The 15,284-nt window shown below is 60.0% G+C and carries 13 protein-coding genes and 2 tRNA genes; all 15 read left to right on the top strand.

Annotated features, from left to right (window positions below; translation table 11 throughout):
• Positions 1-62: 62 nt before the first annotated feature.
• The 15 genes from ftsH to KW568_RS24985 all read left to right on the top strand — a co-directional run bounded on the left by ftsH (position 63) and on the right by KW568_RS24985 (position 15,210).
• A complete protein-coding gene (gene ftsH / locus KW568_RS25055; protein ID WP_003249950.1) occupies positions 63-1,967 on the top strand; it encodes an ATP-dependent zinc metalloprotease FtsH in 1,905 nt (634 codons plus the stop codon).
• Between the two features lie 8 nt (positions 1,968-1,975).
• The gene (folP, locus tag KW568_RS25050; protein WP_003249952.1) at positions 1,976-2,827 is read left to right on the top strand and encodes a dihydropteroate synthase; all 852 of its coding nucleotides are present in this window, start codon (positions 1,976-1,978) and stop codon (positions 2,825-2,827) included.
• Positions 2,828-2,843: 16 nt separating this feature from the next.
• Positions 2,844-4,184, top strand: coding sequence for a phosphoglucosamine mutase (glmM, locus tag KW568_RS25045; RefSeq protein WP_003249955.1), 1,341 nt, complete (start codon positions 2,844-2,846; stop codon positions 4,182-4,184).
• A 65-nt stretch (positions 4,185-4,249) separates the two neighbouring features.
• On the top strand, positions 4,250-5,005 hold the full coding sequence (tpiA, locus tag KW568_RS25040; RefSeq protein WP_003249956.1) for a triose-phosphate isomerase: 756 nt from the start codon (positions 4,250-4,252) through the stop codon (positions 5,003-5,005).
• Between the two features lie 4 nt (positions 5,006-5,009).
• Complete coding sequence (gene secG / locus KW568_RS25035) at positions 5,010-5,408, top strand: preprotein translocase subunit SecG (RefSeq protein WP_259537106.1); 399 nt, start codon at positions 5,010-5,012, stop codon at positions 5,406-5,408.
• Positions 5,409-5,429: 21 nt separating this feature from the next.
• A tRNA-Leu gene (locus KW568_RS25030) sits at positions 5,430-5,515 on the top strand.
• A 100-nt stretch (positions 5,516-5,615) separates the two neighbouring features.
• Positions 5,616-5,692 (top strand) — tRNA-Met (locus tag KW568_RS25025).
• Positions 5,693-5,821: 129 nt separating this feature from the next.
• Entirely contained in the window at positions 5,822-6,280 is a 459-nt protein-coding gene (gene rimP / locus KW568_RS25020; protein WP_003249960.1) for a ribosome maturation factor RimP, read from the top strand.
• 59 nt (positions 6,281-6,339) lie between these two features.
• Entirely contained in the window at positions 6,340-7,821 is a 1,482-nt protein-coding gene (gene nusA, locus KW568_RS25015) for a transcription termination factor NusA (protein WP_003249963.1), read from the top strand.
• 27 nt (positions 7,822-7,848) lie between these two features.
• Entirely contained in the window at positions 7,849-10,389 is a 2,541-nt protein-coding gene (gene infB / locus KW568_RS25010) for a translation initiation factor IF-2 (RefSeq protein WP_004575779.1), read from the top strand.
• Between the two features lie 116 nt (positions 10,390-10,505).
• Positions 10,506-10,904: a 30S ribosome-binding factor RbfA gene (gene rbfA, locus KW568_RS25005; RefSeq protein WP_003249967.1), complete on the top strand. Its 399-nt coding sequence runs from the start codon at positions 10,506-10,508 to the stop codon at positions 10,902-10,904.
• A 3-nt stretch (positions 10,905-10,907) separates the two neighbouring features.
• Positions 10,908-11,825: a tRNA pseudouridine(55) synthase TruB gene (gene truB, locus KW568_RS25000; protein ID WP_003249968.1), complete on the top strand. Its 918-nt coding sequence runs from the start codon at positions 10,908-10,910 to the stop codon at positions 11,823-11,825.
• A gap of 147 nt (positions 11,826-11,972) precedes the next feature.
• The gene (gene rpsO, locus KW568_RS24995; RefSeq protein WP_003249971.1) at positions 11,973-12,242 is read left to right on the top strand and encodes a 30S ribosomal protein S15; all 270 of its coding nucleotides are present in this window, start codon (positions 11,973-11,975) and stop codon (positions 12,240-12,242) included.
• 250 nt (positions 12,243-12,492) lie between these two features.
• On the top strand, positions 12,493-14,598 hold the full coding sequence (gene pnp / locus KW568_RS24990; protein ID WP_004575780.1) for a polyribonucleotide nucleotidyltransferase: 2,106 nt from the start codon (positions 12,493-12,495) through the stop codon (positions 14,596-14,598).
• A gap of 261 nt (positions 14,599-14,859) precedes the next feature.
• Positions 14,860-15,210 (top strand): BON domain-containing protein, encoded by a 351-nt coding sequence (locus KW568_RS24985; protein WP_003249976.1) that lies wholly within the window; start codon positions 14,860-14,862, stop codon positions 15,208-15,210.
• The last annotated feature ends 74 nt before the right edge of the window (positions 15,211-15,284 follow it).

Raw genomic sequence — 15,284 nt, 5'->3', positions numbered from 1 at the left:
GAATATCATGCGAGGCACGGCTGCGTCGTGCGCCGGCCTCAGAGGGTAGCTAATTGAACGACATGGCAAAGAATCTGATCCTGTGGTTGATCATCGCAGCTGTCCTGGTGACAGTGATGAACAACTTCTCCAGCCCTAACGAGCCGCAGACCCTCAACTACTCCGACTTCATCCAGCAGGTCAAGGATGGCAAGGTCGAGCGTGTGACCGTCGATGGCTACATCATTACTGGCAAGCGCACCGATGGCGACAACTTCAAGACTGTGCGCCCGGCCATCACCGACAATGGCCTGATCGGCGATCTGGTCGACAACCACGTGGTCGTCGAAGGCAAGCAGCCTGAGCAACAGAGCATCTGGACGCAGTTGCTGGTGGCGAGCTTCCCGATCCTGGTGATCATTGCCGTGTTCATGTTCTTCATGCGCCAGATGCAAGGGGGCGCGGGCGGCAAGGGCGGGCCGATGAGTTTTGGCAAGAGCAAGGCACGCCTGCTGTCCGAAGACCAGGTCAAGACCACGCTGGCTGACGTTGCGGGCTGCGACGAGGCCAAGGAAGAGGTTGGCGAGCTGGTCGAGTTCCTGCGCGATCCGGGCAAGTTCCAGCGCCTGGGTGGCCGTATCCCGCGCGGTGTGCTGATGGTTGGCCCACCCGGTACCGGTAAGACCCTGCTGGCCAAGGCCATTGCGGGCGAGGCGAAAGTACCGTTCTTCACCATTTCCGGTTCGGACTTCGTGGAAATGTTCGTGGGTGTCGGTGCCAGCCGTGTGCGCGACATGTTCGAGCAGGCCAAGAAGCACGCCCCGTGCATCATCTTCATCGACGAAATCGACGCCGTTGGTCGCCATCGTGGCGCTGGCATGGGCGGCGGTCACGATGAGCGTGAACAAACCCTCAACCAGTTGCTGGTGGAGATGGACGGCTTCGAGATGAACGATGGCATCATCGTCATCGCTGCCACCAACCGTCCGGATGTGCTCGATCCTGCGCTGCTGCGCCCCGGCCGCTTCGACCGCCAGGTGGTGGTTGGCCTGCCGGACATTCGTGGTCGCGAGCAGATCCTCAAGGTGCACATGCGCAAGGTGCCGATTGGCGAGAACGTCAACCCGGCGGTCATCGCGCGCGGTACCCCAGGCTTCTCCGGCGCCGACCTGGCCAACCTGGTCAACGAGGCTTCGCTGTTTGCCGCGCGTTCCAACAAGCGCCTGGTCGAAATGAAAGAGTTCGAGCTGGCCAAGGACAAGATCATGATGGGCGCTGAGCGCAAGACCATGGTCATGTCCGAGAAGGAAAAGAGAAACACGGCCTATCACGAGGCTGGCCACGCCATTGTCGGTCGCCTGGTGCCTGAGCACGACCCGGTCTACAAGGTTTCGATCATCCCGCGTGGTCGTGCCTTGGGTGTGACCATGTTCCTGCCGGAAGAAGACCGCTACAGCCTCTCCAAGCGTGCGCTGATCAGCCAGATCTGCTCGCTGTATGGCGGCCGTATCGCCGAAGAGATGACCTTGGGCTTCGATGGCGTGACCACTGGCGCGTCCAACGACATCATGCGCGCCAGCCAGATCGCCCGTAACATGGTGACCAAATGGGGCCTGTCCGAGAAGCTTGGCCCGCTGATGTATGCAGAGGAAGAGGGCGAGGTGTTCCTCGGCCGTAGTGCCGGTAGCCAGCATGCCAGCGTGTCCGGCGAGACGGCCAAATTGATCGACTCCGAGGTGCGCAGCATCATCGATCAGTGCTACGCCACTGCCAAACAGTTGCTGATCGACAACCGCGACAAGCTCGAGGCGATGACCGAAGCGCTGATGAAGTACGAGACCATCGATGCCGATCAGATTGACGACATCATGGCTGGGCGCACACCACGTGAGCCGCGTGATTGGGACGATGACAAGCACTCGGGCACGCCTGCGGCCCAGGATGAGCGTCCGGAATCGCCAATCGGCGGCCCAGCGGCTGAACACTAAGGGCATCTATGAGCTCAGTGCAGTACCCCACCCGGTTGCCTTGCGGCAGCCGGGTTCTTGATTTGTCACATACCCATGTCATGGGTATTCTCAATATCACCCCCGATTCCTTCTCCGATGGCGGTCGCTTCAGTCAGCGCGACGAGGCCCTGCGCCATGCCGAAGCGATGGTGGCCGCTGGCGCAACGCTGATCGACATCGGTGGCGAATCCACGCGCCCGGGTGCGCGTGCAGTGTCGGTGACCGAGGAGCTGGAGCGTGTGGCGCCAATGGTCGAGGCCATCAACAGTCGCCTCGACGTGGTCATTTCGGTCGATACCTCCACGCCTGCTGTCATGCGTGAAGCAGCCCGCCTGGGTGCCGGGCTGATCAACGACGTGCGGGCCCTGGAGCGCGATGGTGCCCTGGACGCTGCGGCGGACACCGGTCTGCCGGTGTGCCTCATGCACATGCGTGGCGAGCCAGGTAACATGCAGGACGATCCGCATTACCAGGACGTGACCGCCGACGTCACCCGTTATCTAGAACAGCGGATGGCCGCCTGCGCCGCAGCGGGCATCGACGCTGACAGAATCATCCTTGACCCGGGCTTCGGTTTCGCCAAGACACTGGCGCACAATCTGAGCCTGTTCAAGCACATGGAAGCGCTCTATCGCCTTGGGCGCCCACTGCTGGTGGGCGTTTCACGAAAGAGCATGATCGGCCTGACGCTGGAACGTCCGGTCGGCGAGCGCTTGTACGGCAGCCTTGCGCTGGCGGCGTTGGCCATGACCAAAGGGGCGAGCATCCTTCGGGTACATGACGTGGCCGAAACCGTTGATGTGGTACGCATGATCGCTGCGGTGCAAAACGCCGAATAAGAACATTGGAGTCCCTATGAGCAGAAAATACTTTGGTACCGACGGCATTCGTGGCCGCGTCGGCGAATACCCGATCACGCCTGACTTCATGCTGAAGCTTGGCTGGGCGGCCGGCATGGCCTTCCGCAAGCAAGGCCATTGCCGCGTGCTGGTGGGCAAGGACACGCGTATCTCCGGCTACATGTTCGAGTCCGCACTCGAAGCCGGCCTGTCCGCGGCAGGTGCCGATGTGATGCTGCTCGGGCCGATGCCGACACCGGCCATCGCTTACCTCACGCGTACCTTCCACGCCGAAGCCGGCATCGTCATCAGTGCCTCGCACAATCCGCACGATGACAACGGCATCAAGTTCTTCTCGGGCCAGGGCACCAAGCTGCCGGACGAGGTCGAGCTGATGATCGAAGAGCTGCTCGACCAACCGATGACCGTTGTCGAGTCGGGCAAGCTGGGCAAGGTTTCGCGTATCAACGATGCCGCCGGCCGCTACATCGAATTCTGCAAGAGCAGCGTGCCGAGCAGCACCAGCTTCGAAGGCCTCAAGCTGGTGGTCGACTGCGCCCATGGTGCGACCTACAAGGTTGCGCCCAGCGTATTCCGTGAGCTGGGTGCCGACGTGACCGTGCTGCATGCGCAACCGGACGGCCTGAACATCAACGAAGGTTGCGGCTCGACACACATCGAATCGCTGCAGGCCGCTGTACTGGTCGGGCATGCCGATCTCGGCATTGCCTTTGACGGTGACGGCGATCGCGTGCTGATGGTCGACCACACGGGCGCCATCGTCGACGGTGACGAGCTGCTGTTCATCATTGCTCGCGACCTGCAGGAGCATGGCAAGCTGCAAGGTGGGGTGGTCGGCACGCTGATGAGTAACCTGGGCCTGGAGCTGGCGCTCAAGGACCTGGACATCCCGTTTGTGCGAGCCAAGGTCGGCGACCGTTACGTCATGGCCGAGCTGTTGGAGCGTGAATGGCTGGTCGGCGGTGAAAACTCCGGTCACGTCGTGTGCTGCAACCACACCACAACCGGCGATGCGATCATTGCCGCGCTGCAGGTGCTGATGGCGCTCAAGCGCCGGGGTGAAACCCTGGCCCAGGCCCGTCAGGCCCTGCGCAAGTGTCCGCAGGTGCTGATCAATGTGCGCTTTGGCGCCAGCAAGGTCGACCCGCTGGAGCACCCCGCCGTCAAGGAAGCCAGTGCAAAGGTTACCGATGCGCTGGCGGGGCGTGGTCGCGTGCTGTTGCGCAAGTCCGGTACCGAGCCGCTGGTGCGGGTCATGGTTGAGGGCGAAGACGAAAGCCAGGTGCGGGCCCATGCTGAAGCACTGGCCAAACTGGTCAGCGAAGTTTGTGTCTGAAGGCGCTTGCCAGCGCAGATCTGGTTGGGTAAGATCTGCGCCCACTTTGACCGACGAGGTAAAGCATGCGTCGCCCTATGGTAGCTGGTAACTGGAAAATGCACGGTACCCGCGCTAGCGTCGCTGAGCTGACCAAAGGCTTGAGCAATCTCGCCTTGCCGAGCGGAGTGGAAGTCGCCGTATTTCCACCGGCCTTGTTCATCAATCAGGTGATTGATGGCCTGGCAGGTAAAGAAATTACTGTCGGCGCACAGAATTCTGCTGTACAACCCGAACAGGGTGCGCTGACCGGGGAAGTTGCTCCGGAGCAGCTGGTTGAAGCAGGTTGCAAGTTGGTGTTGATTGGTCACTCGGAGCGTCGCCAGATTATTGGTGAAACCGACGAAGTGCTCAATCGCAAGTTTGCAGCGGCCCAGGCCAAAGGCTTGAAGCCAGTGCTTTGCATAGGGGAAACCCTTGAGGAGCGCGAGGCTGGCAAAACGCTCGAAGTTGTCGGGCGTCAACTAAGCAGTATCATCGAAGCATTCGGTGTTAAGGCTTTTGCCGATGCAGTAATTGCCTATGAGCCTGTATGGGCCATCGGTACGGGCCTTACGGCCACGCCACAGCAGGCCCAGGATGTGCACGCCGCCATCCGCGGCCAGTTGGCGGCAGAAGATGCTGAAGTGGCTGCGAAGGTGCAGTTGCTATACGGCGGCAGCGTGAAGGCGGCCAATGCGGCCGAACTGTTCGGCATGCCGGATATCGATGGGGGGCTCATTGGTGGGGCTTCCCTGAACGCAGACGAATTCGGTGCAATTTGTCGCGCCGCAGGAAACTGAACAAATGCTGGAAACAGTCATCGTTGTTTTTCATCTGTTGGCAGCGCTGTCGCTTGTAGTGCTGGTTCTGTTGCAACAGGGTAAAGGTGCTGAAGCAGGTGCATCTTTCGGCGCGGGGGATTCAAATACCGTGTTCGGGAGCCAAGGCTCTGCAACGTTCCTAAGTAAATTAACTGCTATACTCGCTGCCACTTTCTTTTTGACAGCACTTGGGTTAGGATACTTCGCGAAGCAACAAGCTCACCAGCTTAGCCAAGCAGGTCTTCCAGATCCAGCAGTGCTAGAAGTGAAAGAGCCGCAAAAACCGGCAGTTAATGATGATGTACCGGTGCTCCAGCAGCAGAAGAGCGAAACCACCAGTAATACGGGTGATGTACCTCCTCCGGCTCAAGAGCAGAAGTAACGGGTTTCAAGTAGTAGTATTGCCGAGGTGGTGGAATTGGTAGACACGCAACCTTGAGGTGGTTGTGCCCATAGGGTGTAGGGGTTCGAGTCCCCTTCTCGGTACCAATTAAAGCTTGAGAGCCCGCTTTAGCGGGCTTTCTTGTAGGTGAATGTTTGGATTTGACCCTCAACAGGGTTCGGTCTTATACTTTTGCCCCAGCTTTGTCGCGGGGTGGAGCAGCTTGGTAGCTCGTCGGGCTCATAACCCGAAGGTCGTTGGTTCAAATCCAGCCCCCGCAACCAGCTTCAGCGGAGCCCCTTTTCAGGGGCTTTTTGCTAACCGAACAGTTTCGGCGTCGTTGTCCTACGGCGCTTTCAGGGATGGGCGCTTCGCCCATTTTTTATTTGCACAGCATGCACGAGGGGGTTCAGGTGTCGAGCAAGCTAGAACAGTTGCAGGCCTTGTTGGCCCCGGTTGTCGAGGGTCTGGGCTATCAGTGCTGGGGGATCGAATACGTTTCCCAGGGTAAGCATTCGGTACTGCGCATCTACATCGACAAGGAAGGCGGTATTCTGGTGGACGACTGCGAAGCAGTCAGCCGTCAGGCCAGCGCAATCCTCGATGTGGAAGATCCAATCAGCAGTGAGTACACCCTCGAGGTGTCTTCTCCAGGCATGGATCGCCCACTGTTCACGCTGGAACAGTTTGCCTCGCATGCCGGCGAACAAGTGAAGATCAAGCTGCGCTCACCCTTCGAGGGTCGTCGTAACTTCCAGGGCCTTCTCCGCGGTGTGGAGGAGCAGGATGTGGTGGTCCAGGTGGACAACCAGGAGTTCCTGTTACCGATCGACTCGATCGACAAGGCCAATATTATTCCCAGTTTTGACTGAGACGTGCCGGGCCCGGCGGACTATCCGGGCCCAATGGCTTGCGCAAGGCGAGGCGTACGATGAGCAAAGAAGTACTGCTGGTTGTTGAATCGGTATCCAACGAAAAAGGTGTACCGCCCGGCGTCATTTTCGAAGCGCTGGAAGTGGCCCTGGCCACTGCAACCAAAAAACGTTTTGAAGACGAAGTCGACCTACGTGTGGAAATCAACCGCCACACCGGTAGCTACGAGACTTTCCGTCGCTGGACCGTGGTCGACGAAGCCGATCTTGATGATCCGGCGATCGAGACCTGGCTGGACAAGATCAAGGACACCCACCCTGAAGCCAAGGTCGGTGACGTGATCGAAGAGAAGATCGAGTCCATCGAGTTCGGTCGTATTGCCGCCCAGACCGCCAAGCAGGTCATCGTGCAGAAGGTCCGTGAGGCCGAGCGTGCCCAGGTGGTCGATGCCTACCGTGAGCGCGTTGGCGAGATCATCTCCGGTACCGTAAAAAAGGTTACCCGCGACAACGTCATCGTTGACCTGGGCAACAACGCCGAGGCCTTGCTGGCTCGCGAAGACATCATTCCGCGCGAAACCTTCCGTGTTGGTGTGCGCCTGCGTGCGCTGCTCAAGGAAATTCGCACCGAAAACCGTGGCCCACAGCTGATCCTGTCGCGCACCGCGCCGCAGATGCTGATCGAGCTTTTCCGCATTGAAGTGCCGGAAATTGCCGAGGGCCTCATCGAAGTCATGGCTGCTTCCCGTGATCCGGGTTCGCGAGCCAAGATCGCCGTCCGCTCCAAGGACAAGCGTATCGACCCGCAAGGTGCCTGCATCGGCATGCGTGGTTCGCGCGTCCAGGCCGTATCCGGGGAGCTGGGTGGTGAGCGTGTGGATATCGTCCTGTGGGACGATAACCCGGCGCAGTTCGTCATCAACGCCATGTCGCCGGCTGAAGTCGCGGCGATCATCGTTGATGAAGATGCCCATGCCATGGACATCGCCGTCGCCGAGGACAACCTGGCCCAGGCCATTGGCCGTGGCGGTCAGAACGTTCGCCTGGCCAGTCAGTTGACCGGCTGGACCCTGAACGTGATGACCGAGAAGGACATCCAGGCCAAGCAACAGGCCGAAACCGGTGACATCCTGCGCAATTTCATCGAGGAACTGGAAGTCGACGAGGAGCTGGCCCAAGTGCTGGTCGACGAAGGCTTCACCAGCCTTGAAGAAATTGCCTACGTACCGTTGGAAGAAATGCTCAACATCGATGGCTTTGACGAAGATATCGTCAATGAGCTCCGCGCTCGAGCCAAGGACCGTTTGTTGACCAAGGCCATCGCTACCGAAGAAAAACTGGCAGACGCCCACCCGGCCGAAGACCTGCTCTCCCTTGAGGGCATGGACAAAGACCTGGCGGCTGAACTGGCGGTGCGCGGCGTGGTTAACCGCGAAGACCTGGCCGAGCAGTCGATCGACGATCTGCTCGACATCGACGGCATCGACGAAGAGCGTGCCGGCAAGTTGATCATGGCCGCCCGAGCCCACTGGTTCGAGTAATTAGGCGCGGCCTGAGGAGAGAAGTGCATGACGCAAGTCACGGTGAAAGAACTGGCCCAAGAGGTCGAGGCACCGGTAGAGCGCCTGCTGCAGCAGATGCGTGAGGCAGGTCTGCCGCACACCGACGCCGGTCAGGTAGTGACCGACAATGAGAAGCAGACCTTGCTGACTCATTTGAAAAGCAGCCACAAGAGCAAGGCGGAAGAGCCGCGCAAGATTACCTTGCAGCGCAAAACCACCAGCACCCTGCGTGTCGCCGGTAGCAAGAGCATCAGCGTAGAAGTACGCAAGAAGAAAGTTTTCGTTCAGCGCAGCCCTGAAGAAATCCAGGCTGAGCAGAAGCGTGAGCTGGAAGAGCGCCGCGCGGCTGAAAATGCCGCTCGCGACAAGGTCGAGGCCGAAGTTCGCCAGCGCAACGAAGAGCAGGCTCGCCGTCAGGCGGCCGGCTCCACCGCCGCCGCCCCTGCGCCTGCTGCCAAGCCAGAGCCGGCTCCTGCCGCTGCTCCGGTCGCTGCTCCGGCCCCGGTAGTCGCAGACGCCCCGGCCTCTGAAGACGCCGCAGCCCGTGCTGCCGAGCGCAAGAAAGACGAGACCCGTCGCAACGAAAGCCGTACCCGTGATGACGACCGTCGTCGTGGCGAAGCGCCTCGTGTGTCGATCAAGGTCAAGGTCAAGGAGAAGGAAAAGGCGCCGACTCCGCGTGCTGCTCCGCGCACTACCGACGAAGAGAGCGATGGCGCTCGTCGTGGCCGTGGTGGCAAGAGCAAGCTGAAAAAGCGTAATCAGCACGGCTTCCAGAACCCGACCGGCCCCGTCATCCGTGACGTGACCATCGGCGAGACCATCACCGTCTCCGAGCTGGCCAACCAGATGTCCGTCAAGGGCGCTGAAGTGGTCAAGTTCATGTTCAAGATGGGGACCCCGGTCACCATCAACCAGGTGCTCGACCAGGAAACCGCTCAGCTGATCGCAGAAGAGCTGGGCCACAAGGTCACGCTGGTCAGCGACACCGCCCTGGAAGACTCCCTGGCCGAATCGCTGAAGTTCGAAGGCCAGACCGAGTCGCGTGCGCCGGTGGTTACCGTCATGGGTCACGTTGACCATGGTAAGACCTCGCTGCTCGACTACATCCGTCGTGCCAAGGTTGCCGCTGGCGAAGCCGGTGGTATCACCCAGCACATCGGTGCCTACCACGTGGAAACCGACCGCGGCATGGTCACCTTCCTCGATACCCCTGGTCACGCTGCGTTCACCCAGATGCGTGCCCGTGGTGCCAAGGCGACCGACATTGTCATCCTGGTGGTGGCGGCGGACGACGGCGTGATGCCGCAAACCCGCGAAGCCGTTCAGCATGCCAAGGCAGCCGGTGTTCCGCTGGTCGTTGCAGTGAACAAGATCGACAAGCCAGGTGCTGACCTCGATCGCATCCGTAACGAGCTGTCCGTCGAAGGCGTTACCTCCGAGGACTGGGGTGGTGACACGCCGTTCGTCAAGGTTTCGGCGAAGATGGGTACCGGTGTCGACGAGCTGCTCGAAGCCGTTCTGCTGCAGGCCGAGATCCTCGAACTGACCGCTACCCCAACCGCGCCAGGTCGTGGTGTGGTTGTCGAATCGCGCCTGGACAAGGGTCGTGGCCCGGTGGCGACCATCCTGGTTCAGGACGGTACCCTGCGTCAGGGCGACATGGTCCTGTGCGGCTCCAACTATGGCCGCGTACGTGCCATGCTCGACGAGAACGGCAAGCCTGTGAAGGAAGCTGGCCCGTCGATCCCGGTCGAAATCCTCGGCCTGGACGGTACTCCGGAAGCCGGTGACGAGCTGTCCGTGGTTGCCGACGAGAAGAAAGCCCGTGAAGTTGCCCTGTTCCGTCAAGGCAAGTATCGCGAGGTCAAGCTGGCCCGTGCTCACGCCGGCAAGCTGGAAAACATCTTCGAGACCATGGGTCAGGAAGAGAAGAAAACCCTCAACATCGTTCTCAAGACCGATGTGCGTGGTTCTCTGGAAGCGCTGCAGGGTTCGCTCGGCGGCCTGGGCAACGACGAAGTGCAAGTGCGCGTGATTGGTGGTGGCGTCGGTGGTATCACCGAGAGCGATGCCAACCTGGCGCTGGCTTCGAATGCAGTACTGTTCGGCTTCAACGTGCGTGCCGATGCCGGTGCGCGCAAGATCGTCGAGCAGGAAGGTCTGGATATGCGTTATTACAACGTGATCTACGACATCATCGAAGACGTCAAGAAGGCCCTGACCGGCATGCTCGGCAGCGATGTTCGCGAGAACATCCTGGGTGTCGCCGAAGTACGTGACGTGTTCCGTTCGCCGAAGTTCGGCGCCATCGCTGGCTGTATGGTCATCGAGGGTACCGTGTACCGCAACCGTCCGATTCGCGTACTGCGTGATGACGTTGTGATCTTCGAAGGCGAGCTGGAATCGCTGCGTCGCTTCAAGGACGATGCTTCCGAAGTCCGTTCGGGCATGGAGTGCGGTATTGGCGTCAAGAGCTACAACGACGTCAAGGTCGGCGACAAGATCGAAGTCTTCGAGAAAGTCCAGGTGGCTCGTACCCTTTAAGGGCGAGCGAGCCGCAAGCGCCTGCTACAGGGCGGCTTGCGGTACCTCTTCAGGTAGCGCCCGGTCAGGCATTCGTCTGTCCGGGCGTTTGCCGCTTTAAGTTACAGGTAGCAAGAATGGCCAAAGAATATAGCCGTACCCAACGTATTGGCGATCAGATGCAGCGCGAGCTGGCCGAGCTGATCCGTCGCGAAGTCAAGGACCCGCGTGTCGGTCTGGTGACTATCACCGCCGTGGACGTGAGCCGTGACCTGGGCCATGCCAAGGTGTTCATCACCGTCATGGGCGAGGAAACCCCGGATGCCGTGCAGCAATCGCTCAAGGCATTGAATAGCGCCGCCAGCTTCCTGCGTCTGCACCTGGGGCGTTCGATGCAACTGCGCAGCGTGCCGCAGCTGCACTTCCATTTCGATGAAAGTGTCAGCCGTGGTGTGCACCTGTCGGCGCTGATCGAGCGTGCAGTGGCCGAAGACCGCCTGCACAAGGATGCCGACGAGTCGGACACCAAGGAGTAAGCGGTGGCCCAGGTCAAACGTATCCGCCGCAATGTCAGCGGCATCATCCTGCTCGACAAGCCGCTGGGCTTCACGTCCAATGCCGCCTTGCAGAAAGTGCGTTGGCTGCTGAACGCGGAAAAGGCCGGCCATACCGGTAGCCTCGACCCGCTGGCGACCGGCGTGTTGCCGCTGTGCTTCGGTGAAGCGACCAAGTTTTCGCAGTACTTGCTGGATTCCGACAAGGGCTACGAAACCGTCATGCAGATGGGGCAGACTACCAACACCGGCGATGCCGAGGGTGAGGTGCTGCAGACCCGCGACGTGACCGTTGGTCGCGCCGACATCGAAGCGCTGCTGCCCCGTTTTCGCGGCCCGATCAGCCAGATACCGCCTATGTACTCGGCGCTCAAGCGTGACGGCCAGCCGCTTTACAAACTGGCACGTGCAGGAGAGGTAGTGGAGCGCGAGGCGCGTTCTGTTACTATTAACCGCTTGGAGTTGCTCGAGTGCGAAGGCACCCGTGCACGGCTGAGCGTAGGATGCAGCAAAGGCACCTATATCCGCACGCTGGTGGAGGATATCGGTGAAGCCCTTGGTTGCGGCGCCTATGTCGCCGAGCTGCGCAGGACCCAGGCAGGGCCCTTTGCGCTGGCACAGACGGTCACCCTCGAGGAACTCGAACAGGCCCATGCCGAAGGTGGTAACGAAGCGCTCGACCGCTTCCTGATGCCATCGGACAGCGGGCTGCAGGACTGGCCGTTGGTCAGCCTGTCGGAACACAGTGCGTTCTACTGGCTGCATGGCCAGGCGGTACGCGCGCCGGACGCGCCACAATTTGGCATGGTGCGGGTACAGGATCACAACGCACGCTTCATCGGTATCGGTGAAGTGAGCGAAGACGGGCGCATTGCGCCGCGTCGGCTGATTCGGTCGGAATGACCGAAACCGCGGGGTCAGGCAGTTGCCGAGCCCCACGGCATCAAGGGTGGCTGTCAGTAGGCACGGTCACACCTTTTTTATTAATACAGGGATTTGTCCCTGGCCTATTGGACCCCGCTTGCGGGATCCGTTATCAGGAGAAGCCAAATGGCCCTCAGCGTTGAAGAAAAAGCTCAGATCGTTGCCGAATACCAGCAAGCCGCCGGCGATACCGGTAGCCCGGAAGTGCAGGTTGCTCTGCTGACCGCCAACATCAACAAGCTGCAAGGCCACTTCAAGGCCAACGATAAAGACCACCACTCCCGTCGTGGTCTGATCCGTATGGTCAACCAGCGTCGTAAGCTGCTGGATTACCTGAAGGGCAAAGACACCACTCGTTACAGCGCCCTGATCGGTCGCCTGGGCCTGCGTCGCTAATAGCGGCCTGGTCAGTGGTGTGCGTGGGGTGTCGCAGGCTTCGGCAGGGCTGTTTTGCAGCGCTGCCGTTGGGCACTTCACGCGTATCTCCGAGGTTGGCAGCCTGGCAATGCTGAGCGGTTTTTCCGCTTGGTGCCAGGCTCCCAGCCTCGTGTTGTATCTGGACGGTCAATGGGGCCGATTCCCCGTTCTGCCCAAGAATTCGCAAGAAACCAGTTCCCCCAAGAGCCACTGAAAAAGGTAGGAAACCGTGAACCCGGTAATCAAGACTTTCCAGTTCGGTCAATCGACCGTCACTCTCGAAACGGGCCGTATTGCCCGTCAGGCAACCGGCGCCGTGCTGGTTACCGTCGACAACGACGTCACCGTGCTGGTGACTGTGGTAGGCGCCAAACAGGCTGATCCAGGCAAGGGTTTCTTCCCGCTGTCGGTTCACTACCAGGAAAAGACCTACGCCGCTGGCAAGATCCCAGGTGGCTTCTTCAAGCGTGAAGGCCGTCCTTCCGAGAAAGAGACGCTGACCTCGCGCCTGATCGACCGTCCGATCCGTCCGCTGTTCCCGGAAGGCTTCATGAACGAAGTGCAGGTCGTCTGCACCGTGGTTTCCACCAGCAAGAAGACCGACCCGGACATCGCCGCGATGATCGGTACCTCGGCTGCCCTGGCCATTTCCGGCATTCCGTTCGAAGGCCCGATCGGCGCTGCCCGCGTTGCCTTCCACGAAAGCACTGGCTACCTGCTGAACCCGACCTACGAGCAACTGGCTGCCTCGAGCCTGGACATGGTCGTTGCCGGTACCTCCGACGCCGTACTGATGGTTGAATCGGAAGCTCAAGAGCTGACCGAAGACCAGATGCTGGGTGCCGTACTGTTCGCCCACGACGAATTCCAGGCTGTTATCCAGGCTGTCAAAGAGCTGGCTGCCGAAGCTGGCAAGCCGACTTGGGACTGGAAACCTGCCGTTGCCAACACCGAGCTGTTCAATGCTATCCGCGCCGAGTTCGGCGAAGCGGTTTCGCAGGGTTACACCATCACCGTCAAAGCCGACCGCTATGCGCGTCTGGGTGAGCTGCGTGACCAGGCGGTTGCCAAGTTCTCCGGTGAAGAAGGCCAGCCTTCGGCTTCCGAAGTAAAAGACATCTTCGGCGAAATCGAATACCGCACCGTTCGCGAAAACATCGTCAACGGCAAGCCACGTATCGACGGCCGCGACACCAAGACTGTACGCCCGCTGAACATCGAAGTGGGTGTGCTGCCGAAAACTCACGGTTCGGCACTGTTCACCCGTGGCGAAACCCAGGCCCTGGTCGTTGCGACCCTGGGTACTGCCCGTGATGCCCAGCTGCTGGACACCCTCGAAGGCGAGAAGAAAGACCCCTTCATGCTGCACTACAACTTCCCACCGTTCTCGGTAGGTGAGTGTGGCCGCATGGGCGGCGCTGGCCGTCGCGAAATCGGCCACGGCCGTCTGGCCCGCCGTTCGGTTCAGGCCATGCTGCCTGCTGCTGACGTGTTCCCGTACACCATCCGTGTGGTTTCGGAAATCACCGAATCCAACGGTTCCAGCTCCATGGCTTCGGTCTGTGGTGCTTCCCTGGCCCTGATGGACGCCGGTGTGCCGATGAAGGCGCCAGTTGCCGGTATCGCCATGGGCCTGGTCAAGGAAGGCGACAAGTTCGCAGTCCTGACTGACATCCTGGGTGACGAAGACCACCTGGGCGACATGGACTTCAAGGTAGCCGGTACCGCCAAAGGCGTCACCGCGCTGCAGATGGACATCAAGATCAACGGCATCACCGAAGAGATCATGGAAATCGCCCTGGGCCAAGCCCTGGAAGCGCGCCTGAACATCCTCGGCCAGATGAACCAGGTCATTGGCCAGTCGCGTACCGAACTGTCGGCCAACGCCCCGACCATGATCGCGATGAAGATCGACACCGACAAGATCCGTGACGTCATCGGTAAAGGCGGCGCCACCATTCGCGCCATCTGCGAAGAGACCAAGGCTTCGATCGACATCGAAGACGACGGCTCGATCAAGATCTTCGGCGAAACCAAGGAAGCGGCAGATGCTGCCAAGCAGCGCATCCTGGGCATCACCGCCGAGGCCGAGATCGGCAAGATCTACGTCGGCAAGGTCGAGCGCATTGTCGATTTCGGCGCCTTCGTCAACATCCTGCCTGGCAAGGACGGCCTGGTGCACATCTCCATGCTGAGCGATGCTCGCGTCGAGAAAGTCACCGACATCCTGAAAGAAGGCCAGGAAGTCGAAGTGCTGGTACTGGACGTGGACAACCGCGGCCGTATCAAGCTGTCGATCAAAGACGTCGCTGCGGCCAAGGCCTCGGGCGTCTAAGCGACCGTCACGCAATAGAGAAAGGGCCCTTAGGGGCCCTTTTTTCATGGGGGCGGGAACCTTTTGCGGACTTGCATCTTGCATGCAGGTTTACCGCGCAGATTGCAAAATGCACGACCGCAGCAGCGATGGTGTTTTGCTAACTGTTTGATTTAAAAGGGAATAAACGGAGAAGCCAAGCTGGCACAGCCCATGCAACTACCTTCATACCTGACGCCAGGACATACGGCGCAGACCCTTCGAAAAACAGGAGTGACCCACATGAAGAAGTTCGCCATTGCTGCCGCTACTGCTACCGCTCTGACCCTGACCATGGCTAACGGTGCATTCGCCGCTGAGCCAACCCAGGCTCCAGTCATGTTGGCGGCCAACACCGTCGACAACGCCAAGCAAGAAGGCTCCGACACTTGGATCACTACCAAGGTCAAAGCTGATCTGCTGACTGAAAAAGGCATCCCAGGCAGCGACATCAAAGTCGAGACCAGCCAAGGTGTTGTTTCGCTGTCTTCTGATGTGAAGGTTACCGAATCGCAGAAAGCAGAAGCGGTGCGCATCACCAAGAACATCAAAGGCGTCAAGAGCGTAATGTCTGACGGCCTGAAAGCCGAGTAAAGGAATGTCCCGTCGGCCAAATGGATTTGGCCACTTTCAGCAAAGCCCTGGCCCGTGCCAGGGCTTTTTCTTGA

Origin of the sequence: Pseudomonas sp. HD6515, assembly GCF_024971855.1 — a bacterium.
GTDB classification, from domain to species: domain Bacteria; phylum Pseudomonadota; class Gammaproteobacteria; order Pseudomonadales; family Pseudomonadaceae; genus Aquipseudomonas; species Aquipseudomonas alloputida.
This window is presented reverse-complemented; position numbering and strand designations above follow the sequence as displayed.